Source organism: Acidovorax sp. sic0104 (assembly GCF_019219095.1).
Lineage (GTDB): Bacteria > Pseudomonadota > Gammaproteobacteria > Burkholderiales > Burkholderiaceae_C > Acidovorax.
Genome location: NZ_JAHUWH010000001.1, coordinates 352,248 through 373,546 on the forward strand (window position 1 = coordinate 352,248; position 21,299 = coordinate 373,546).

A 21,299-nucleotide genomic window follows, 5' to 3' on the forward strand; every position below is an offset into this window, starting at 1 on the left:
AAAGACCCGCCCCATGCTGCACGGCTACACCCCGCCCCATCGCTACCTGCCCTACCTGAGCTGGACCGAGATCGCCGACCTGCCGGACAAAGAGAACACCGTGATCGTGCTGCCCACGGGCGCCACCGAACAGCACGGCCCGCACCTGCCCTGTGCGGTGGACACGGTCATCAGTGCGGGCGTGGTCGGCCATGCCATGGCCCGCCTGCCGGCCGAGGTGCCGGCCTTTGCCATGGCACCCATCACGTACGGCAAGTCGGAGGAGCACCTGCACTTTCCCGGCACGGTCACCTTGAGCGGCGAGACCCTGCTGGCCACGATGAACGAGGTGGGCGAGTCGGTCTACCGCGCGGGCTTTCGCAAGCTGCTGTTCGTCAACGGCCACGGCGGCCAGCCGCAGGTGATGGAGATGTGTGCGCGCGAACTGCGCCTGCGCCATGGCGACTTCATCGTGGTCCCGAGCTTCACCTGGCGCGTGCCGCACGTGGCGGGCAAGTACCTGTCGGAGCAGGAAAAGAAGCTGGCCATGCACGCTGGCCATGCCGAGACGGCACTGATGCTGGCCCTGGCGCCCGACACCGTGCACATGGAGCGCGCGGTGGTGAACTACCCGCCTGCCTTCCCGTCGCCCCTGCTCTCGCCCGATGGCCGCCCGGCCTGCGCCTGGACCGCGCGCGACTTCGGTCCCAGCGGCATCATCGGCGACCCGCTGCCGGCCACGGCCGAGCAGGGCCACGCCATCCTCGATTCGCTGGCCGTGAGCTGGGCCGCCGCCATCACCGAGCTGCACCAACTGCGCTGGGCCCCGCGCGCCGAAGCCACCTGGGGCCGCGCCCACCACACGGGGCATGTGGAGCACGCATCCGCCCTGGCTTGAAACCTGCGAACCCGGCCGCATCCCGCCTCCATTTTCATCCCTTTTCGTCCCTGTTCCCCCTCCACCCCCTACCGGAGCACTGCCATGATGAAGAACACCGCCTCCCGCCTTTCCCGACTTGGTGCAGCCACACTGCTCGCTGCGGGTGCCGCCGGCACCCTGCAGGCCCACGCGCAGGAAAAATTCACCTACATGACCAACTGGTACGCGCAGGCCGAGCACGGCGGCTTCTACCAAGCGGTGGCCACGGGCCTGTACAAGAAGCACGGCCTCGATGTGACCATCAAGATGGGTGGCCCGCAGGTCAACATCGTGCAGATGATGGCGGCCGGACAGGCCGAGTGCGTGATGGGGTCGAGCGACCTGCAGATGATCCAGATGCGCGAGGGCGGCGTGCCCGTGACCACCGTGGCGGCCGTCTTCCAGAAGGACCCGCAGGTGCTGATCGCGCACGACGACGTGAAGAAGTTCGAGGACCTCAAGGGCAGGACCATCCTGATCGGCTCGTCGGCCCAGCGCGGCTACTGGCCCTGGCTCAAGGCCAAGTACGGCTTCAACGATGCGCAGACGCGGCCCTACACCTTCAACATCCAGCCTTTCGTGGCCGACAAGAACACCGCCCAGCAGGGCTACCTGACGTCGGAACCGTTCGCCATCGCCAAGGCTGGCGTGAAGGCCAACACGCTGATGTTCAGCGACCAGGGCTACCCCGCCTACGCCACCACGGTGAGCTGCATGGACAAGACCGTGAAGGAGCGCGGCACCGCCGTCGCCTCGTTCGTGAAGGCCACCATGGAAGGCTGGAAGAGCTACCTGGCCGACCCGGCCCCGGCCAATGCGCTGATCAAGAAGGACAACCCCAACATGACCGACGAACAACTGGCTTACAGCGTGGCCAAGCTCAAGGAGATGGGCATGGTGACGGGCGGCGACGCCGCCACCATGGGCATCGGCGTGATGACCGATGCGCGCGCCAAGGCGAGCTACGACTTCCTGGTGGAAGCCAAGCTCATCGACCCTTCCAAGGTGAAGCTGGCCGACACGTACAGCACCGCCTTCGTCAAGGACCTCAAGGTATTGCCTTGATACCCCCTGAGTCGCTTCGCGCCTTCCCCCAAGGGGGACAACGCCCTCGCAGCGGGGCGGCCCTTGATCGGCGTTCGCCGGCTCGGGCCGCGCCAGTTTCCAGCAGTTGGGGCCAGGCGCAACGAACGCTCTCGCCGTCGCCCACATCCTCGCCCTGACACAGCGGCCAGCCTTCACCGCCGCATCCATCTAAAGGCCACTCCATGCAGTCCGCTGAGCCCACACCCGCCGACCCGGCTACGACCCACCGCGCCACGCCTGCCGTGCAGGTGCTGTCGGCCGAGAAGACCTACCCCAACGGCACGCAGGCCCTGCTGCCGGTGGACCTGACCATCGAAGAGGGCGAGTTCGTCACCTTGCTCGGCCCCTCGGGCTGCGGCAAGAGTACCCTGCTCAAGATGGTGGCCGGCCTGCTGGAGCCCACCGATGGCCGGCTGCAGCTGTGGCACAAGCCGGTGGCGCAGCTCGACGAGAGCGGCAAGAAGATGGCCTTTGTCTTTCAGTCGCCCACGCTCATGCCCTGGGCCAGCGTGCAGACCAATGTGCGCCTGCCGCTGGACCTGGCCGGCGTGCCGCGCCCCGAGGCCGATGGCCGCGTGGCCGAGGCCCTGGCCCTGGTGGGTTTGTCGAAGTTCGCCAACGCGCTGCCGCGCGCCCTGTCGGGCGGGATGCAGATGCGCGTGTCCATCGCGCGCGGCCTGGTGACCCAGCCGGACCTGCTGCTGATGGACGAGCCCTTTGGCGCGCTGGACGAGATCACGCGCCACAAGCTCGACGCCGACCTGCTGGACCTGTGGCGCAAGAAGAAGCTCACGGTGATCTTCGTGACCCACTCGATCCACGAGGCGGTGTTCCTCTCCACCCGCGTGGTGATGATGGCCGCGCGCCCCGGCCGCGTGGTGGAGGAGTTCAGCATCGACGCGCCCTACCCGCGCACAGCGGACTTCATGGTCTCGCCCGAATTCAGCCGATATGCCAAGCAACTGCAGGACAGCCTGCTGCGCGCCAGCGCAGACACCGAGGAGACCGCAGCATGAGCACCACTTACCCCACTGCGCCCGCAGCACCCCTCGCAGCGCCCGCAGAGCGCAGCTCGCCTGCCCGTGCCCCCGCCAAGCCTGCAGCAGCGCGCGTGCCGCTGATGGCCCAACCGCGAGTGCAGCGCGTGGTCTACCCGCTGCTCGTGGGTCTGGTGCTCATCGCACTGTGGCAGGGCCTGGTCACGGCCATGGAGCTGCCGCCCTACCTGGTGCCCTCGCCCCTGCTCATGCTCAAGACGCTGTTCACCGACTGGGCAGCCCTGGGCGGATCGCTCTGGGTCACCGTCAAGATCACCGTGCTGGCTTTTGCCGTGGCCACGGTGGCGGGGGTGCTGATCTCGTTTCTGTTCGTGCAGAGCAAGCGCATCGAGACGGCGCTGTTCCCGTACGCCGTGCTGCTGCAGGTCACGCCCATCGTGGCGGTGGCGCCGCTGATCATCATCTGGGTGAAGGACCCGACGGCGTCCATGGTGATCTGCGCCGCGCTGGTGGCGCTGTTCCCCATCATCAGCAACACCACGCTGGGCCTGCGCAGCGTGGAGCCGGACCTGCAGAGCTACTTCAAGCTCAACCGCGCCACGCGCATGCAGACCCTGCTGCGCCTGCGCATACCGAGCGCGCTGCCCTACTTCTTCGGCGGGCTGCGCATATCGAGCGGGCTGGCGCTGATCGGCGCCGTGGTGGCCGAGTTCGTGGCCGGCACGGGCGGCCAGGGCGCCGGGCTGGCGTACCAGATCCTGCAGGCAGGCTTTCAGCTCAACATACCGCGCATGTTCGCTGCGCTGTTGTTGATCTCGCTCACGGGGGTCGCCTTGTTTGCGCTGATGGCCTGGCTCACCCGCGCCGCCTTAGGCAGCTGGCACGCCAGCGAAAACTCGATGGATTGGTAAGCCCCCCTGAGTCGCTGCGCGCCTTCCCCCCAGGGGGGCGCCGCCCCTGCGGCGGGGCGGCCCTTGCACGGCGGCACTGGCATGGGCCGCGCGCGTTCGACGTCTGTGGATGGCGCGCAACGCGCCGAACAACTGAGCCATCCCTCACCGCCGCTCCGCTCGTTCGCGCGCGGTGCAGGCCCCTTTTTCCCAAACCGGCCGCCGATGGCCCAGGAGATACCGACATGACCAACACCACCGCCCACCAACTGCCTGAACAATTGCCCGGCCTGGACTGGATTGCCGACCCGCTGCGCGTGGGGCGCCTGTCGCAGGACTTTGCCTGGTTCAGCCCCGTCCTCAAGCGCGACCTGACCGGCAAGCGCGGTGATGTGGCCGTGCGCCCGCGCACCGAGGATGAGGTGCGACAGGTGGTGGCGGCCTGCGCCAGCGCACTAATCCCCCTGACCGTGCGCGGCAGCGGCACCGGCAACTACGGGCAGAGTACGCCGCTGCATGGCGGGGTGATCCTGGACCTGTCGGGCTACAACGGTTTTGGCTGGGTTCGCGGTGGCATGGGCCGGGCGCAGGCGGGCATCCGCCTGTCGGACTTCGACGCGCAGGCCAAGCCGATGGGGCAGGAGCTGCGCTGGCTGCCCTCCACCTACCGCAGCGCCACACTGGGCGGTTTGTTCGGCGGCGGCTTCGGCGGGGCCGGCTCCATCAACCACGGCCCGCTGGCCGCGCCCGGCAACGTACTGGCCGTGCGCGCCATGACGGTGGAGCCCGAGCCCCGGGTCATCGAGCTGCGCGGCCCCGAGGCCATGCTGCTGCACCACACCTACGGCACCAACGGCATCGTGCTGGAGCTGGAGGTGGCGCTGACCCCCGCCGTGGCGTGGACGGAGTGCATCGTCACCTTCACCGCATTCGACGCCGCACTCGACTTTGCCGACCGCTTCGGCGCCGCGCCGGGGCTGGAGAAAAAGGAGGTGTGCTTTCTGGCAGCGCCCATCCCTGCGTACTTCACCAGCCTGGCCGAGCACCTGCCCACAGGCTGCCACGCGGTGATGCTGCTGGTGGCCCCGCACTCCGAAGACGGCATGCGCGACATGGCCGCCAAGTACGGCGGTACGGTGAGCTACCGCAAGACCGCCGACGAAGTGGAAAAGAGCCACAAGACCCTGCTCGAATACACCTGGAACCACACCACCCTGCACGCACTGAAGGTGGACAAGACGCTCACCTACATCCAGAGCGGCTTCAACCCCGCCACCCGGCTGGAGCAGGTGAAGGCGCTGGAAACGGCGCTGGGCGGCGAGGTGATGATGCACCTGGAGTTCCTGCGCACCAAGGAGGGCGCCTTCAACTGCAGCGGGCTGCAGCTCATCCGCTACAGCACCGAGGAGCGCCTGAACCAGATCATGCAGATCTACCGCGACCATGGCGTGCAGATCAACAACCCACATGTCTACATCGTGGAAGACGGCAAGCAGAACAACCTGGACCCCGCGGTGGTCAGCACCAAGCAGCGCTTTGACCCGCAGGGCCTGCTCAATCCGGGCAAGCTGCGCAGCTGGGCGCCACCTGCCGCCAAGGCCGCGTAATCTGCACCAGCCCGGAGGCGCAAAGGCATAATCAGCTATTCATTTAGTAGCATATCAACCCATGTCCTGGCACGCGCGCCTGCAGCTGAACTACACGTTGGAAGGCGCCCGCACGGTAGCCCGCCACGAACACAGCGGCCCGCTGCGCATCCTGCAGAGCCTGTACCCCGAAGGCGAAGCCATCTGCCACAACGTGCTGGTGCACCCCCCCGGCGGCCTGGTGGGTGGCGATACGCTGGACATTGCCGCCGCCGTGGGCCCCGGCGCGCACGGCCTCATGACCACCCCGGGCGCCACCCGCTTTTACCGCTCCACCGGCCCGCTGGCGCTGCAGCGCACCCAGTTGTCCGTCGCAGAAGGCGCGCGCCTGGAATGGCTGCCGCTGGAGGCGCTGTGCTACAGCGCCTGCCAAGCCGAGAACCATCTCACGCTACAGCTTGCACCCGGTGCCGAATGTATTGCCTGGGATGTCACGGCCCTGGGCCTGCCGCATGCCGGACAGCCGTTCGAACAAGGCCGTTTCGTCCAGCACATCGAGATACCCGGACTGTGGCTGGAGCGCGGCGTCATCGACTCTGCCGATCGGCGTTTGCTGCAGAGTCCTCTGGGCCTTGCCGGCCAGCGTTGCATTGCCAGCATGTTCCTCGCCACAGGCACCGCACTCACGCGCGCGCGCCGCGATGCGGCCCTTGATGCCGCGCGCGCATTGCTGGGAGAACATGCCATCAAGGCCACCGCTGGCGCCACCAGCCCCAATGACCAGATGGTGGTGCTGCGCGTGCTCGCACCTCAAGTGGAGCCCGCAATGCAGCTGCTCAAGGCCGTCCGCACGGCATGGCGCAAAACCCTGTGGAATCTGGGCGGGGAGGCCCCGCGGATCTGGGCCATGTAGTTCAGATCAGGCCCTCACACCGGCCACGCACGTGGCGCACACAAGCCGCAATGAACGGGATGCGCCACCCGCTCAATCGCTGCCGGCGCAATGCCTCCTACGGCAAAAGCGCGCCTCCCACGCACCCGATTCAGTCATGCAACAGCATGATTCAAATCCCGGGACCTCTCTTTTAGAGTACGGCCGTAGCGTCAGGAATCGTACTGACGCCCCATGTTTTAAAGGAGTGACCATGCGCACAAAATACTATGCCTTGTTCCTGGCTGTCGCAGCGCTGTGCGGCACAGCCCATGCTGGTGCCAAGACTGACTTCGATGTTCTATTGACCATCACGGAGTCATGCACCATCAGCGACAAGACGCCAGACAACGTGAACTTTGGCAGCAAGCCACGCGTCTCGGGCACCGTTTCCTACGCGGCCGAAGGCAAGCTCTATGTCGATTGCAGCGAAGGCACCGACTATTACATCGGTCTCAATGGCGGCAAGAATGCGGGCTCCGATATTGCAGACCCCAAGCCCGGTGTGCGCCAGATGGCGAACGGCGCAGGGACGATTTTCGTGAAGTACGAGTTGTACCAAGACGCTGCCCACACCAAGTTCTGGGGCAACGTCAAGACCAATGGCCGAGCCGCCGCCGGACTTGGCAAGGTGGATCCGATTTCCGTCTATGGGCTTGTGACCAGCGCCAATGTGGCTGCAGGCGCGTACACGGATACGGTCACCGCCACGATCGTCTACTAAGACCGCATCGCATCGCATCGCATCGGCCGTGAGGCCGGTGCGAGCCTCTCTGCTGCATCAGCCCCATGGCTCGCCCTCTTTCCCTCCTGTCTGCCGTCGCCACGGCAGTTGCCTTGCTGGCCTGTACCGCAGGCAGCACGCTCGCAGCCACACTGCAGGTGTCCCCCATCGTCATCCAGTTCTATCAAGGCACCCAGGCGCAGCCGATGTGGCTGACCAACCAGGGCGACGCGCCCTTGCGGGCACAGGTCAGAATTTACAAGTGGACGCAAAACGGAGACGACGAAAATCTGGAGCTCACCAACGAAGTCGTAGCCAGCCCCCCGGTCATGGAGATAGAGGCAGGGCAGAGGCAGTTGCTGCGCATTGTGCGCAGGAGCCTGGCACCTGCAGGCAGAGAAGAAAGCTACAGAGTCATCGTGGATGAGCTGCCCCATGACGATGCGCCTGCCGGTGGCGATGCCAATGCACTCAGCTTCCTGCTGCGCTATTCCATTCCGGCATTCGTATCCCCGGCTGCAGCACCTGCAAAGGTCTTTCAGCACCAGGCGCAAGGGGTGATGCACGCCAACCCGGCACGGATACAGATCACCAACCAAGGGGGTGCGCGCATCCGGGCAAGCCGACTCGTACACGAAGATGCCAACGGGAAGTCCACCACCGTCATGGACGGCCTCATTGGCTATGTCCTGGCCCATGGGCGCAGAACCTGGCAACTGCCCCCGTCAGCAGTATCCCTGCCCCCTGGCACCTTCAGAATCAGAATAGCCAATGACACGGGCGAAAATTTCCTGCGGGTGGAAACGTCGCAGCCGTGAGGTCCACGCAGGCTTGATCTTCGGCGCCCAGTTGCTGCTGTCCGCACCCGCCACTGCCGTGGACGTACCGATTGCCAGCGCGGCCGCCACCAGCGCCAAGCCAATGCGCCCGTCGGCCAAAGACACTGAGATCCTTTTTCTCGAAGTGCGGCTCAACGAAGTCCGCACAGGACAACTGGCCGAGTTTCTGGATGCGCAGGAGGGCCTGGCCATTCATCGTGGATCGCTGGCAGCGGTGGGGCTGCGGACGCCTGAGCCGCCCGCGCCCGCGGACACCTGGATCGCGCTGTCTACGTTCGGTGGCCTGACATGGCATGTGGACCGCACTCGCCAGACCATCGAGATCCATGCCCCGGTGAGCCTCATCGCGAAGCTCGCCGAGCGTGTCCGACAGCACTCCGACGACAGCATGCCCACGCCGCAGCGCAGCGTCACTGCGCTGGTGCTCAACTACGACGTGTTCGCCAATGACCACCGGGGCATGCGCTCGCTGAGCGCCTGGAGCAATCTGCGGATGTCGGGGCTTGGGACGGGAACCCTGAATCACTCCTCGCTTGCCCAGTGGGTGCGCAGCCGGACCGAAGACAGGACGCAGCAAGTCCGTCTGGACACCACGTACAGCCAGGACTGGCCGGGCAGCGCCACGCGGCTATTGCTCGGCGACACCCAGACCAGTACGCCTTCCTGGGCAAGATCGGTACGGATCGGCGGCTTCCGCCTGGGACGCGATTTTTCCCTTCAGCCCTACCAGAGCACGGCCCCCCTGCAGGTCTACCGCGGCGAGGCGGCCATCCCATCCACCGTGGAGCTCTATGTGAACGGCCTGCGCCAGACCATGCAGCGGGTGCAGCCAGGGGAGTTCCTCGTCGAGCATGCACCCTCGGTGCAGGGCGCAGGCAACGCGCAGGTGGTGGTGACCGACATGCACGGCGTGCGCCGGGCCATGTCCTTCGACATCTACGGCGTGCCCAATCTTCTGCAGCAGGGCCTCTGGGATTGGTCTCTGGAGGGTGGTTTTGCCCGGCGGAACTATGGGCTGACATCCTGGGACTACGGGCGCGACTTCATCGCCACGGGCTCGCTGCGCCATGGCCTCACCGACTACTTGACGCCCGACCTCCACATGGAATGGACCCGCAATCTGTCGCTGGTCGGCACCGGCGGGCTCTTGCGGCTGGGTGAGCGGGGGGGCACCGTGTCCGCGGCCATTGCCTCGTCGCATTCGGGCAGCGGCAGCGGGACCTCGCACAGTCTGGGCTACCAGTGGAACACCCATGGCCTGGCCTTCTCGGCATTTGATGTTCGCCGCAGTCCGGGCTATCGCGATGTTGCCGACCTGGAGCGCCCATCGGGCGCCTTGCGAACCACATCCACGGGCATGAGCGCCAGCACGGGCTGGGGGCAATGGAGTGCCAACTATGTACGGCAGTCCAACTCGCAGCGTGCGCCAGCCCGACTGGTATCGCTCAATTGGTCACGCGCCCTGGGAGCCGGAGCGGTACTCGGTGCCAGCCTGATCATGGACCTTGAGGCACGCGGCGAGGGCCGTGCCTTTGGCCTCACCTTGTCCTGGCCCCTGGAAGACCGGCGCCATGTGTCGGCAAGCTACCGCGTGCAGGGGGGGCGGCCAACCGCCACCGTCGATGCCCTGCAGTACCCGCAGGACTCCCAGGGGTGGGGCTGGCGCCTTCAGAGCGGCCGGGGAGACGCAGGCTATGGCGGCAGGGCCGAGATCTCCCGTACGTCGAAGTACGGCTACTGGTCAGGGGGCGTCTCGCGGACCGGCCGCGACCAAGGCACGGCCAGCTACATCAGCGCCAACGGTTCACTGTTCGTCGGTGCGGGCGAGTTCCAGGCGGGCGCACGCAGCGACCATTCGTTCGCGGTGGTCTCCACCAGCGGCATTGCGGGCGTGCCCGTGCGGCTGGAGAACCGGCTCGTCGGGGTGACCAATTCCGAGGGTCAGCTTTTCGTTCCCCAGCTGTCGCCGTACCAGCGCAATCGCATCGAGATAGACACCATGGACCTGCCTGCAGACCTGCGCGCAGATGAAGTCACCCAGGTGGTCGTGCCTCAAAGGGACGGAGGCGTTCACGTGCCGTTCTCCCTGCGCAAGATCGTCCCCATCGAGCTGAAAGCCCACGACGAGGCGGGCGAGCTCATTGCAGCAGGCACGCAGGTCGTGGTCGAACGGCGCCGCGAGGCGGGCCAGAGTGTGTCCGACACCCACACCACCTTCGTCGGGTACGACGGTCGTATCTATATCGAGAACCCACACGAGCTCGTCAATCTGCACATCACAGGCGGCAAGAACCCATGCACCATCACACTGCTCAACTTCATTGTGGATCCGGCCCGCAGCGTACAGACGGTCATCTGCCGACGCCAGCCGCTCGCCTAGCAGTACGCTGGGGTGCACCGCTCGCCTTTGTCGCCTGCGCCTTCCAGGCATCGCCCGCAGCGGCACAGAGCTGCTGGAGCCCAGGAGCGACGGAGATGAACTTCGGAACGGTATCGCCTGATACCTTCGCGGACGCCACTTCCTATATCAGCCTCACCTGCCAGGCTGCGCAGCGTCCAGGCTATATCCGCTATTGCGTCCAGATCGCCGAGGGCGAGCCCATTGCCGGGATCGCACCGCGCTGGCTCACCAACTACAACGGCGCCCGGATGAAATACGACATCTACGCCGACCCTGCACGCTCCAGCCTGGTGGGTCCTCCCCCGGCCGGCGGCGGCTACCCCCGCTATTCAGGCCTGCTCCACATTGCAGCGGCCAACGCCACTGCGGGGGCCAGCATTCCGCTCTATGGCAGGGCGCCGGCGGGACAGGTGCTGCCCGCAACGAACCCCTTCCAGTCGCAAATCACGGGCTCGAAAATCGCCTGGGCCTTCGATCCCGACCGGGATCCGGGCTCGTGCGACGCAAGCGCCGTGCGGGGCCAGGCATCCTTCTACCTCGGGGTCAAGGCCCTCACCAGCAACTCGTGCCGGGTCACTCTGGTGTCGAACCTGGACTTCGGCAGCGCTCCTTCCCGGTTTCCCGCCATCGTGAGCGCATCGAACATCGTCCTGCGCTGCCCCGCGGGCACCGCCTGGATGATGGGATTGAACAACGGTCGCAATGCTGCTGGCGGCCGCCGGCGCATGGCTTCCCCCGACGGCAGCCACATCACCTATGAGCTGTTCCAGGATGCCGCCCGCACGAAACGCTGGGGCGACATCGACAGCGGTGATGCGGCTTTTGGACTTGGCACAGGTGAAGCCACTCCCTCCACCCTCAAGGTCTATGGCCAGGTGCCCGCAGCCAGCGGCCCGAAGGGGCGGTACACCGACACCATCACCATCACCCTGGAGTTCTGACGCCTGCATCGAGGCAGTGATCGCAAGATGTGGACAGATAAAAAAAGAGGGGCCCCGAAGGGCCCCTCAAAGGGGCGATCGCAAACCAGACAATCACTGCGATCCCGCTACCAGCCTGGCCCCGCTATTTGCATGGGCCGACCTTCCTCAATGTCCCAGAGCACGCCACGCAGCGCGCTTGAGGCGGCGCGAAGATGGAGGTGGATCCTCATCAAAGGTGTCCGTCGTGGCGTCAGTACGGCGCGCGATGGTGGTGATGGCTCCCTTTCTCGCACCGCTCGTGATCTGAACCAGGCTGAGGCCCTGGACCAGGACCTCTCCCTGATAGCGGGTGGACGCCTTGCCGGACTTCAGATCGAACCTGTAGACGAACGAGCTGCCGCCAGCCTGGCAGGTGAAGGGCGCAGGAATGTTGCCGGCCACATAGAGCGTATCCAGGGCAATGGATGGGTTGATATCCACGCGCTCACCCGCTACAGGAAAATCCAGCCGCCATCCGATGTCGGAGCTCAGGTCCACGGCCCGCCCCAGGGTGACCGTGCGCGAATCCACGCCGCCCGTGACTTGGTGCTCCACCATGCCAGCCCCGCGCAGGTCGCTGTGGCCGCTGTTGGTCAGCGGGTCCTTGAAAGCGTACAGCGATTGCACCTGGAACTTTTCCAACAGGTCCGACATGCCGAGGTAGCGGCCGGTGCCTACGTAGACCATTGCGTGCGCAGTGCCGTTGGCGCGCAGCTCTGCCAGCACGGGTTTGGTCGTCACGGGCTGGGCCCGGCCGTCCTTGTCGCGCAACTGCGCGAGTCGCAATGCCTGACCATGGGGTTCATGCTTGCCGTCGATATCAAAGCGCCACACGTTGCCCAGCAGGTCGCCTCCATACACCCGCTGCATCGTGTTGTCACGGTCCTTGTCGACCCAGACGTTGATCTTGGCCAGCCCGCTGGGAGTATCGCTGCGTCCCACAGGCGAGCCCCCGGCCAGGGTAGGAATGGGATCTGCCACCGAAGGCACACCACTCAGCGCGTCCAGGACGAACAGGCGGCCATTGCCATCACCCTTGGGTTCATCCGGGTCTGCTGACGTACCGTTGTTGTAGCCTGACGCGAACACAACAACCCACTGCCCGCTGGCACGCTTGGTGATGATGGGGTTGCCGAACGACAGCCCCAGGTGCTGGTGCTCGAACTCCCACAGGACCTTGGGCTTTGCAGTGTCCGTGATATCGAGGGCGTAGTAGCCCTTGCCGCCAGCATTCAGGCCGCCCACGACAATCGTGTGCCATTCCTTGGTGGTCGGGTCCTGCACGTCGCCGATCTGCGGGGTGCCGTCGACCGAGTAAACATGGTTGTCGGGGTAGTTGGTATCCGCCAACTTGTACATGTTCTTCATCACGAACTTGGGCACATAGGCCCACTTCTCGGCGCCCGAGTCTTTGTCGAAGGCATGCAGCATGCCGTCGTTGGCGCCGGCAAGAACCACCGGGGAGCGGGCCTTCTTCTTGTAGTTGATGTAGGAAGTGTCGCTGTAGGGGAAGTTGGGCTTTTCGCTGACGAACAACAAGCCTGAGTTGACGATGTCTCCCAGACGGCTTTCACGCTTGCGGTAGTAGCTCTGGCCTTGTTCGCCCCGAAGGTAGTTCACCAATTGTTCTGCGGAGTTGGCCTTGGCCAGTTGCTCGGGTGTAAGGCCCATGCACTGCGCAGGAGCCATGTCGCCGCCCGCGCCTTTCTTTTTGCAGAAGTCCTCGAAATGCCTGGCAAACCCTTCCTTTGCAAGATTGCCTGCGGTGAAATCGAGACCTGCCTTGCCAAAGAAGATCTTCCGCTTGCTGACGTCCGAGAGCTTGTCCAGTTCCTTCTTGGCCGACCACTTTGGATCCTTGGATTCATCCACCGCGCCAGTCTCGACATCAATGGAATACGCGAGCACGTCTCCAATCCACTTCTGGCTTACGAAGGAGGATACATATGCATCGTTGTCTCCCGCCACGGGCTGGTTGCTCGTGGTGGCTGCGGCTCCGGCTGCTCCGGTCGTGGCCTTGATCATGCTGAGGGCTGTGGACAGCCCCTCCACAAAGGAGACCGGATCGGTCGCGCTGAAGTGCTGACCGTGTCCATTGACCGCTGCATGCCACAGGTCGTCCGTGTGGGACCTTGGCATGATGTTGCTCTGGCTGCCGGGGTCCTGGAGCCTCGTCCACTGACCTGATCCAGCCACAATGGCATTGAATTCAGCAGAGCTTCCGCTGCGGTAGTCCTTGTTGAAAGGGATACGGCCATTCAGCCCCAGACCAATCGTGTAGGTTGTCATGTGCTGATGGGTGGCGGCGTCACCGAACGACTCATGGGCAGTTCCGCTTACTCCGCGAACATTGTTCTTGCAGATATCAGGAAACTTCCCGTCCGAGTCCTTCGCACCCGTGCAGTTCCCAAGGTCACTGCGGCGCAAATCAGTGTTGTAGTAGTAGTGGGTCACGTCGGCCAGCGACACCACCTGGTCAGTGCCAGAATCGCGGAAGGGCCTGTCGACTCCAGAGCCCGAGTCCTGCTGTGTCAGCAGCGGCCCCGCACCCCGCCCGCTGGCCACACCATAGGGGCCGAAACCGGACGATTCGCCGGGTTTCGTCCACCCGCCATCGGTGGCCAGAATGGCAAAGTTGCGTTGGCAGGACTGCTGCATGGGATCCTGCGACTGGCCGACAGCCTTGTTGGCAAAGTACTGTCCCGCCTTGGAAAGCGAGCCACGCAGCGGTGTTTCATACTCCCCGTCAGAGCTGTTCACCGCCGTGAAAAACAGGCGCTTCTGATCGGCATCAAAGTCATTGACGTTCAGGAACTTCCAGGTCTTCCACCAGGGGTCGCGGGTACGGTCGGTGGCCTCTTCATAGGAAGTTACGCTGAATCCCACGCGGTACGTACTGTTGAGACGAGCGAAAGCCTGCTTGACACCTGTCTTCATCATCTCCCGACGGTTGCTGTAATAGACAAGCCAATTCTGAAAATTCTGCTTGACCTCCAAGCTGTCGCTGTCTGTGACATTGACCCGTGTGAACACTCGGGAGCCAGGGAGACTCCCCAGCCGGGATAGGCATTCAGAGTAAAACGCCGTTTCACTTCCTACGGTGTTGACACTGTCATCCGCGTTGTAGACGAAGCTCATCGGAGGATTCGTTCCTGGAGCTCCATATACGTAGTAGAAAGGTTTGTAGTCGGGGTTCTTGAAGTCCGCGATGCTGGCTGCATCGCCCTTGCTTCCGTCCACGTTCAATGGCGGCGTGTACACCACCGCGGGGTTGTAGGCCAGATAGTTGCACTGCAGAGAATAGTGCCCATACATCACGTAGGGATTGGAGGCACTGGTCGCAGGCCAGAAAGCCTTGTGCGTTGGAACGCCCACGGACCCCGGCGTCGTGACGGGCCTGTCGCGCGGCTCCCAGAAAATTGAATGATCGGGCAGGTAGGTGCGCTTCATACTGCCCGAGTCGTCCATCAGGAACAGGATGTTGGGCTTGACCGCCCCTGCAATGAAGGGCGGCGAGTTCAGGATGTCGGTCTGGTCGGCCCAGCCGTAGCACGCGCACAGCATGAGCTGAACGGCGACGGCACTCTTGAGCGAAGCTGCCCGCGGAAGTCTTTTCTTCAGGTGGTTGTTCACACATTACCTCTTCTTGGCGCTTAGAAATGAACCAGTGTTTCTGTGTAGGTCACCGTGTTGCGTGGCCCGGTGGTCCGGACCACCACCCGGAAGTACGGTGATGTGCTTTCCAACGTGAGGCGCCCGCCCGGATTGATCTCGCCGCGCTCGGACACCTCGTAGTCGATGACCTTTGGTGGGCGCAGGCAGTTGGTGGCCGCAGCGGTCGGAGAACCTTCGTTGGCGCACAGGCGCGTGATGATCCACTGCACCTTGTTGTCATTGACGGTCTTGTCGGAAGTGAATGGCGTAAGACACTCCGATGCGCTGGGCTCGCAGGAGTCGCTCCACTTCACACCCGGCAGTGGGTTGGTGCTGGAGGTCTTGTTGCCCGTGAGATCGAGTGCTTCATGGCTGCTCGCGAAATAGCCGTACGCGGGCATGCTGATTTCCAGCGAGTTCGACGTCTGCAGCTCCAGCCATTTCAGTGCGTCTTCAGCCCCTGCGGCGGCAGCAGCGATCCCGTCCTGCTTGAAGCCCAGGTTGCCTTGCACGAGCAACCCGGTGTCCACGGATCGCACGAGACCCAGCGATGCCAGGCTCAGCACCACCAGAGCCAGCAAAGCAAACAGCAGCGAGACCCCCCGTTGCCACGGATGCGCGGCGATTCCCCGCAGTTCACGCGCCATCATGTTGCCGTCCTCCACACCAGATTGCGCATGGGGATGACGGTCTCGAGCACCTTGTAGCGATAGCGCTTCCAATCGGCCACATCTTCCACGCGAAAGCGTACGCAGGGCTTGGCATCGCATGTCGCAAGGTCGGCCGCCACCGTCGGCACCACCGACCCCAGGTCCCAGTAAGGCGCCTCGTGAGTGACATCCTCACGTTCAAACTGTGCACTGCGGGTGACCAGTGCCACACGCACGGCCAGCACCCGCTGCCAGCCTTCGCTGTCCGCCGGGGTTTCCGTGGTCCATTGGTCGACGGACCCGTCTGCGTCAGGCAAAGTCGTGTCCCTGCCGTAGAAAACGCGCATATCCACCACGTTCGGTGCCAGCTCGGATGGCCCTTCATATCGTGGTGCTCCATCGGTATCGATCTTGAGCTCGCGCACCACGAGCGCCTTCTTGCCGGAGATGCTGAACTCCAGATCACGTGGGGTTCCCAGATTCACCAGGAAATCATCCTTGCCGTAACTCCGGGAGGGAAAACCGGGAGGGTTCCAGCCACCGCTATCGTTGGCTCTCTTGATTTCTTCCGGCGCTGCCACAGCGGTGGGGCGGAATATCTGGCAAGGTGCTGTGGCAGCAGACCCTGCCAACATCAGGTCTCCCGGATTCACCGCCGGCACGGGAGGCGAAACTCCCAGCGTCGAGGTCACGGTGAACTGCAGGCTTTTGCCAGCCTCATAGCCCTCCTTCATGCGCACTGGCACGCTGAAGGATGTCTTGCCGCTGTAGAAGACACGCAGCTTGTCAGGTGCTCCCGCCGTGGTGGTGATCAGCACCGGAGCCAATTGCGGGGGCAGCTCGACAGGCTTGCCGTTGTACATCGCCGAGAGAGGGCATCCCATCAGCCCCGCCACCTGGGTGTATCCGTAACCTGCGGACATGATGTGCCGCTGAATCGCGTCCATGGCCAGAGCACCCGTGGCCTGCGCATCCGACCCCGTGGCCGTCGTGCGCCGCATGCCCTCGAACTTGATGACCACAATGGAGACGGCCAGGGTGGTAAGCAGGCCCACCAACGCGCCAATCATCAATTCGATCAGCGTGAAGCCTGCCTGGCGCCGCGCGCAGCGCATCGGCCGCGCCACGGCCTCAGCGTGCGACCGTTGTATGTATTGCATAGCCATGCACTCCCTCGCCCGGAATCGTCCACTCGATGCCAACCTTCACCAACCCGCCACCGAGTGCCTCCACCGTCCCCTTGCCTTGCGGCAGGCTGCGGGAGACCTTCCGCTGCCATTCGGAACACCGCGCATGCCCCCCGCAAGCCACGGTGTTGTAGTTCACCTGGTCCGCATCCTTGTCGGCCCACATCGTGGCCACGATCTCGGCACTCAGCATCGATGCCTGCGCCTTCCACTCCGCCCCACCCTGCGCACGCGTCATCTGCGCCATGAGGCCCAGGTTCCCGATGATTCCAATGCAGAAGATCAGGATGGCCACCAGCGACTCGATCAGCGTGGCCCCCCGCTGTTGCCGACAGCGCGACGTTCTGGACGGCCCCGATACTTTGTGTGTCATGGCGAAACCATCAGGTAGGAGAGGAAACGGAAACGCATGCACGCGGATCGCCGCTTGCCGGGTCCAGGGCACGGTCACACAGGCGAACGCCCCCAGCGGGCGACACTTCGATGCGGAAAAGACGGGCGGAGGGGCCCGAGTGCGAAATGTCGATACGCGCCAACGCACCGGATGCAGCCTCCAACTGGCCGTATCCATTGAACGTTGCGCCCCCTTTGGCGGTCGATGCGCTGCTGTCCAGGCCCTGGATCGTCACCCCCCGAAACTGCTCCCTGGGCGCAAACGTCTGGATGATGCGCGGTGCGGCCTCGGTGGATGCAGGCTGCCCGCACCGCCCGGCCGGGTCGTCCATGCTCACAACCCAGGCTCCCGATGCGGAGGACAGGGAACACCCGTCGCTGATCTGGTCCACCAAGGAGAACGTCACGGCGCGGTTGTGCTTGATGGCCTCGATCCGTGCCTTGTTCAAGCCCTGCAAGAGATGTTCCGCTATACCCCGCGCCCGGGTGTCCTGCATCGCGGCGGCCACACTGGGCACCACTGCCATCAGCATCAGGGCCACTATGGAAATGGTCACCATCAATTCAATCAGGGTGAATCCCTTGGTTTTTTTCAGCATTCCTTACCCCTCAATAACCAGCAATTTTTCCCAGGACTCAAGGCGTTCTTGAATTTCAGAGTGGCCTGTGCATTTTCTTCATTGACCGTATATTCATGCCCCAACGCTTTCCCTTCGGAACCCGTGGCGGTCAGCAAGTAACCGGTTTTGGTGACTGCGCAGGTGAATGAAAAATACTTGGCCCCGGACTTGGTAAGGTCTGACCAAGCCGGTGCACGAGGTCCTTTTGCGCACGGAGCCCCTTCGCCGCTGCCGTAGTTCTTGTTGTCTTGAAAATATTGCTCCAGCTTTATCCTGTAGTCGGCCAAAAAGTGAAATCCTTCCTGTACCTGGGCGCGCCTCACATAATCGTCGTACGCAGGTACGGCTATGGCCGACAGGATTGAGACAATTGCCACAGTGATCAATACCTCGATCAACGTGAAGCCAAGCTGAGCCCCTGCCACTTGTTCGGCGGTTTCACTTTTTTCACGCATTGCCAGCACCTCCATCCTCATGCAGGAGACTCGAATGGCCGAGTCTCTTGAAATTCCACGACCTCGCCCGACTCTACGAGCTCCACCCGGTGCGTATCGCCCTGCGACATCAATTCGCGCAGTTTCTCCAACTGGATCTGCTGAGGGGTTGGCAGCGAATCTTTTGAGCGCTGGATATTTTTTCCATCTGCGACAGAGGACTGGCCAATGAAGATTTCTGCCTCACCCGCCGCAGACGACTCTTTGCCCGTCTTAGGCGCTGCCAAGACATCCTGTGTCGGATTGGCTCCAGGCGGCACTGATTTCCGTGCAACGTCGATGCCAACAGGAAATTGCCAGCTGATATCAGATACCCATTGAGAATAATTGGCGTCAAGCAACCGAAGGCGGCGTGCAAATGTTGCTCGAAACGCTGTTGCATGGTTCCACAGCAGTCCATTGCGCTCCAAAATCACCAAGCGCACATCCCACTTGGAACCAGCAGAAGGACCTACCGGAATGATTTCAATGCTGATCCAGTTGCGCGGGACGCTGTGCCGAACAATTGCATCACGCAGGGCAAGATTGAGATATTCCTTGCGCAGGATCTGCGACACCGACGAAGCATCCTCTCCCTCCACCGAGATCAAAGCCTCATCTGCATTGGATTTCCGGAACAGCGAAAAATGCTTTAACAAAACCACGGCATATCCTCACAACAAAATTGGCCAACAATCACGCAATTCCCGCCAAGCCCGGGCGCGACCATTGAACGCCGGCCCGTACCCCGCTACCGCAGGAGAACCGGACCGCATCACACGATGAGCTCGCCCGCAATACCGAATTTCTGCCCGACCACGCGTTTCTGATCCTCCCGCGACCGCTCTCGGTCCGGGGAACCGCCTCTGCGAGCCGGCTGCGGCCGCGCAACCGAAGCGACCCTGACCACGACTGCATCATTGGCGGCAGCCGAGCGGTGCCTGAGGGGCATCACCACCTCCTGGGATGTGAACTTCCACGTCACCACCGGCAGCCGTTCGCCCAAACCCTCGCCCAGCACACAAAGCTGCTGCAGGAAGGTGGACTGAAAGGCCTCGGCCCTTTCCCACACGTCCATTTCGCTGCCGGAAACCACCAGGCGAACATCCCAGCTGGCCTCTGCAGCGGAGCTCACCTCAACCAGCTCCGCACGGATCCAGTCCTTGCCCGCACCATGGATAACCGCAGCATCCCGCAATGCGGCATTGAGCATTTGCTCCCGCGGGGTCAAAGGAGGCACATCGGCATCAGCGCTATCGGGGAAAAATTGACTTTCAATTTCTCTCCTGGAGCGACCACCAAACCAACGAAACCAATTGATTGCCATCGCAGCCACCTCTTACTTAAAAGCCGTAGTGGACGGAATTTCCACCGATTGGAAAAAATTCTATCCATGAGATCGCCACTAGAACATCATGCATTTGCATGATTTTCCTGACCGCCTCGTTATTCATACCTGTCATGCACCGGCATGATGGTCTCCAGCGAAACTTGCTCCTAGAATTTCCCTCAGTTGCAGATCCCATAAGGCTTAAAGAAGGCTCAACGTGCACCAGGGAAAAACAGAATCCTCGTCCGCGCAACCATTGGTGTATTTCGATATTTCAGAAATACACCTCAGCGTGGGCAGCACGAACATTTACCCCTCGTACCAGACGGGTCCGGGATTGAAGAACCGCCCCCTCATAACGCCAGAAGAATTGAATGCCTTGCGGGAGATTTTCGAGATGATTTCCGATTCGCCTACCGGCGAATGAACCCATCCAATCATTTGTTTTTCTCAGCCCAACCAAAGAGATCCAGAAATGTCTTCCCAGCCCATCCTCTACAGCAGCCTGGATCGCCCGCTCATTGATGTTCCGATGGAAGATCAGTCCGAGAGTGCATGGGATGAATTTCAAGAACTGATGTCGCTTCCCACCGTTGCTGCGCCCATGGTCAATATTGAACCGATGCCTGTAACCCTGCATGCCTTGCTTCAATATTGCCAACTGCATGGCCGGCTATACCCCAATCCTCAGGAATGGGCGGATCTTTACTCCCTGATGGAAGACATATCGAATGGGCACGTGACCATGCCGCCCCCGCCGCCCGTGAGCAATCTTTCATGGTCCACCATTTCACCGCGCACAAAACGTATGTGCTTCCATGCGCATATCGAGTGGTTTCATCAGTGCAATCTGCTCGACTCCGCCTCAGACTTCCTGGTCAATCTTCAGGAGTCGCAGTGGGTACACATGGAGAAATAATCCGGGTATTTCAATCATCCAACGGCCATTTGCGCATCGAATCGCTCCGCATATCTGGCAATTTCCACGGCGTTATGCAACCCGAGTTTTGTCATCATCTTGTAGCGATGGGTGCGCACTGTGGTGATGCTGATCGATAAAGCCTTGGCGATGCGCTTGTTGCAGCAGCCCTGTCGGACCAGCTCCATGATTTCCCGCTCGCGAGGGGTGATGGAAACAGGCTGCGCGGGAGCTTCGACACCCGTTTCGTCCACCAGCTGAAGCCGCAGAGGCTCCAAACGCAAGCGCCCTTCCTGCTCAAAAACCTCTATCCAGCGAAGAATCTCCCCTGGGTGGCCATCACAGCCAAGGACTTCCGTCAGCGGCCAGTCGGGATAAGCGTTGCCAAAAGCTCTGACCGAATCGACGATCACCAGCACCCTGTGCGCGGGAGCCAGTGAGGCAACCATCTTCCAGTCCTGCGGGCGCCCGGATACATCGGCGATGACAAGGTCTGGTTTTCCGTCCCGCACCAGACGCGAGAGTTCTTCCCAGGAGCCATTGCCGCACAGCACCATGTGCTCCGCCGTGTTTCGCAGCAACTGTCCAATGCCGTGACGTGCATAGGAGTTGCTTGTGGAAACCAGGATTTTCAAAGGGTTCATCGTTCGTACCAACTCAGGGCTGTTCCCTGATATGTTGCAATTTGTAGGTAACTCACTGTAAAAAGGACCCCGTTCTTCATGCATCCCAAAACCGTTGCACAACCGTCTCCAGCG

20 protein-coding genes are annotated in these 21,299 nt (G+C 62.7%); 11 read left to right on the forward strand and 9 right to left on the reverse strand.

What is annotated here, in order from left to right; all coding sequences use genetic code 11:
• Positions 1–13 precede the first annotated feature (13 nt).
• The 10 genes from KW835_RS01615 to KW835_RS01660 all read left to right on the forward strand — a co-directional run bounded on the left by KW835_RS01615 (position 14) and on the right by KW835_RS01660 (position 11,294).
• Positions 14–877, forward strand: coding sequence for a creatininase family protein (locus KW835_RS01615; RefSeq protein WP_056415800.1), 864 nt, complete (start codon positions 14–16; stop codon positions 875–877).
• An 87-nt stretch (positions 878–964) separates the two neighbouring features.
• Positions 965–1,963 carry an ABC transporter substrate-binding protein gene (locus KW835_RS01620; protein ID WP_218381032.1) on the forward strand — a complete coding sequence of 333 codons (999 nt, stop codon included), beginning with the start codon at positions 965–967 and terminating at the stop codon, positions 1,961–1,963.
• Between the two features lie 203 nt (positions 1,964–2,166).
• Entirely contained in the window at positions 2,167–3,000 is an 834-nt protein-coding gene (locus tag KW835_RS01625) for an ABC transporter ATP-binding protein (RefSeq protein ID WP_218380530.1), read from the forward strand.
• Between the two features lie 104 nt (positions 3,001–3,104).
• Positions 3,105–3,893, forward strand: coding sequence for an ABC transporter permease (locus KW835_RS01630; protein ID WP_218381033.1), 789 nt, complete (start codon positions 3,105–3,107; stop codon positions 3,891–3,893).
• Positions 3,894–4,117: 224 nt separating this feature from the next.
• Positions 4,118–5,479, forward strand: coding sequence for an FAD-binding oxidoreductase (locus tag KW835_RS01635; protein ID WP_218380531.1), 1,362 nt, complete (start codon positions 4,118–4,120; stop codon positions 5,477–5,479).
• 61 nt (positions 5,480–5,540) lie between these two features.
• The gene (locus tag KW835_RS01640) at positions 5,541–6,371 is read left to right on the forward strand and encodes an urease accessory protein UreD (RefSeq protein ID WP_218380532.1); all 831 of its coding nucleotides are present in this window, start codon (positions 5,541–5,543) and stop codon (positions 6,369–6,371) included.
• A 232-nt stretch (positions 6,372–6,603) separates the two neighbouring features.
• Positions 6,604–7,113 carry a spore coat U domain-containing protein gene (locus tag KW835_RS01645; protein WP_218380533.1) on the forward strand — a complete coding sequence of 170 codons (510 nt, stop codon included), beginning with the start codon at positions 6,604–6,606 and terminating at the stop codon, positions 7,111–7,113.
• A 65-nt stretch (positions 7,114–7,178) separates the two neighbouring features.
• Positions 7,179–7,931, forward strand: a complete 753-nt coding sequence (locus tag KW835_RS01650) for a molecular chaperone (protein ID WP_218380534.1) — start codon at positions 7,179–7,181, stop codon at positions 7,929–7,931.
• Between the two features lie 13 nt (positions 7,932–7,944).
• Positions 7,945–10,332 carry a fimbria/pilus outer membrane usher protein gene (locus KW835_RS01655; protein WP_218380535.1) on the forward strand — a complete coding sequence of 796 codons (2,388 nt, stop codon included), beginning with the start codon at positions 7,945–7,947 and terminating at the stop codon, positions 10,330–10,332.
• Positions 10,248–11,294 carry a spore coat U domain-containing protein gene (locus tag KW835_RS01660; RefSeq protein ID WP_218380536.1) on the forward strand — a complete coding sequence of 349 codons (1,047 nt, stop codon included), beginning with the start codon at positions 10,248–10,250 and terminating at the stop codon, positions 11,292–11,294. Before KW835_RS01655 ends, KW835_RS01660 begins: the two co-directional genes overlap by 85 nt.
• Before the next feature lie 147 nt (positions 11,295–11,441).
• On the opposite strand, the gene KW835_RS27095 is transcribed toward KW835_RS01660, so the two are convergent.
• The 8 genes from KW835_RS27095 to KW835_RS01700 all read right to left on the reverse strand — a co-directional run bounded on the left by KW835_RS27095 (position 11,442) and on the right by KW835_RS01700 (position 19,619).
• Positions 11,442–14,948, reverse strand: a complete 3,507-nt coding sequence (locus tag KW835_RS27095) for a PilC/PilY family type IV pilus protein (RefSeq protein ID WP_218380537.1) — start codon at positions 14,946–14,948, stop codon at positions 11,442–11,444.
• A gap of 20 nt (positions 14,949–14,968) precedes the next feature.
• Complete coding sequence (locus KW835_RS01670; protein ID WP_218380538.1) at positions 14,969–15,619, reverse strand: hypothetical protein; 651 nt, start codon at positions 15,617–15,619, stop codon at positions 14,969–14,971.
• Positions 15,616–16,779, reverse strand: a complete 1,164-nt coding sequence (locus KW835_RS01675) for a PilW family protein (RefSeq protein ID WP_218380539.1) — start codon at positions 16,777–16,779, stop codon at positions 15,616–15,618. Before KW835_RS01675 ends, KW835_RS01670 begins: the two co-directional genes overlap by 4 nt.
• Complete coding sequence (locus tag KW835_RS01680; RefSeq protein WP_218380540.1) at positions 16,751–17,179, reverse strand: prepilin-type N-terminal cleavage/methylation domain-containing protein; 429 nt, start codon at positions 17,177–17,179, stop codon at positions 16,751–16,753. The genes KW835_RS01675 and KW835_RS01680 overlap by 29 nt, the downstream gene beginning before the upstream one ends.
• Before the next feature lie 10 nt (positions 17,180–17,189).
• Positions 17,190–17,798 carry a GspH/FimT family pseudopilin gene (locus tag KW835_RS01685; RefSeq protein ID WP_218381034.1) on the reverse strand — a complete coding sequence of 203 codons (609 nt, stop codon included), beginning with the start codon at positions 17,796–17,798 and terminating at the stop codon, positions 17,190–17,192.
• Positions 17,792–18,274 carry a type IV pilin protein gene (locus KW835_RS01690; RefSeq protein WP_218380541.1) on the reverse strand — a complete coding sequence of 161 codons (483 nt, stop codon included), beginning with the start codon at positions 18,272–18,274 and terminating at the stop codon, positions 17,792–17,794. The genes KW835_RS01685 and KW835_RS01690 overlap by 7 nt, the downstream gene beginning before the upstream one ends.
• 17 nt (positions 18,275–18,291) lie before the next feature.
• Positions 18,292–18,957: a hypothetical protein gene (locus KW835_RS01695; RefSeq protein ID WP_218380542.1), complete on the reverse strand. Its 666-nt coding sequence runs from the start codon at positions 18,955–18,957 to the stop codon at positions 18,292–18,294.
• Positions 18,958–19,067: 110 nt separating this feature from the next.
• Entirely contained in the window at positions 19,068–19,619 is a 552-nt protein-coding gene (locus KW835_RS01700; protein ID WP_218380543.1) for a hypothetical protein, read from the reverse strand.
• Positions 19,620–20,097: 478 nt separating this feature from the next.
• On the opposite strand from KW835_RS01700, the gene KW835_RS01705 reads away from it, so the two are divergent.
• Positions 20,098–20,541 carry a hypothetical protein gene (locus KW835_RS01705; protein WP_218380544.1) on the forward strand — a complete coding sequence of 148 codons (444 nt, stop codon included), beginning with the start codon at positions 20,098–20,100 and terminating at the stop codon, positions 20,539–20,541.
• 14 nt (positions 20,542–20,555) lie between these two features.
• Here the strand turns inward: KW835_RS01705 and KW835_RS01710 are convergent, their stop codons facing one another.
• Positions 20,556–21,185, reverse strand: a complete 630-nt coding sequence (locus KW835_RS01710; RefSeq protein WP_218380545.1) for a response regulator transcription factor — start codon at positions 21,183–21,185, stop codon at positions 20,556–20,558.
• Between the last annotated feature and the right edge of the window lie 114 nt (positions 21,186–21,299).

Coding starts and splice junctions, on each gene's coding strand:
- KW835_RS01615 (WP_056415800.1), top strand. CDS start 14: ATGCTGCACGGCTACACCCCGCCCCATCGCTACCTGCCCTACCTGAGC.
- KW835_RS01620 (WP_218381032.1), top strand. CDS start 965: ATGAAGAACACCGCCTCCCGCCTTTCCCGACTTGGTGCAGCCACACTG.
- KW835_RS01625 (WP_218380530.1), top strand. CDS start 2,167: ATGCAGTCCGCTGAGCCCACACCCGCCGACCCGGCTACGACCCACCGC.
- KW835_RS01630 (WP_218381033.1), top strand. CDS start 3,105: ATGGCCCAACCGCGAGTGCAGCGCGTGGTCTACCCGCTGCTCGTGGGT.
- KW835_RS01635 (WP_218380531.1), top strand. CDS start 4,118: ATGACCAACACCACCGCCCACCAACTGCCTGAACAATTGCCCGGCCTG.
- KW835_RS01640 (WP_218380532.1), top strand. CDS start 5,541: ATGTCCTGGCACGCGCGCCTGCAGCTGAACTACACGTTGGAAGGCGCC.
- KW835_RS01645 (WP_218380533.1), top strand. CDS start 6,604: ATGCGCACAAAATACTATGCCTTGTTCCTGGCTGTCGCAGCGCTGTGC.
- KW835_RS01650 (WP_218380534.1), top strand. CDS start 7,179: ATGGCTCGCCCTCTTTCCCTCCTGTCTGCCGTCGCCACGGCAGTTGCC.
- KW835_RS01660 (WP_218380536.1), top strand. CDS start 10,248: ATGCACCATCACACTGCTCAACTTCATTGTGGATCCGGCCCGCAGCGT.
- KW835_RS01670 (WP_218380538.1), bottom strand. CDS start 15,619: ATGATGGCGCGTGAACTGCGGGGAATCGCCGCGCATCCGTGGCAACGG.
- KW835_RS01675 (WP_218380539.1), bottom strand. CDS start 16,779: ATGCAATACATACAACGGTCGCACGCTGAGGCCGTGGCGCGGCCGATG.
- KW835_RS01680 (WP_218380540.1), bottom strand. CDS start 17,179: ATGACACACAAAGTATCGGGGCCGTCCAGAACGTCGCGCTGTCGGCAA.
- KW835_RS01685 (WP_218381034.1), bottom strand. CDS start 17,798: ATGCTGAAAAAAACCAAGGGATTCACCCTGATTGAATTGATGGTGACC.
- KW835_RS01690 (WP_218380541.1), bottom strand. CDS start 18,274: ATGCGTGAAAAAAGTGAAACCGCCGAACAAGTGGCAGGGGCTCAGCTT.
- KW835_RS01700 (WP_218380543.1), bottom strand. CDS start 19,619: ATGGCAATCAATTGGTTTCGTTGGTTTGGTGGTCGCTCCAGGAGAGAA.
- KW835_RS01705 (WP_218380544.1), top strand. CDS start 20,098: ATGTCTTCCCAGCCCATCCTCTACAGCAGCCTGGATCGCCCGCTCATT.
- KW835_RS01710 (WP_218380545.1), bottom strand. CDS start 21,185: ATGAACCCTTTGAAAATCCTGGTTTCCACAAGCAACTCCTATGCACGT.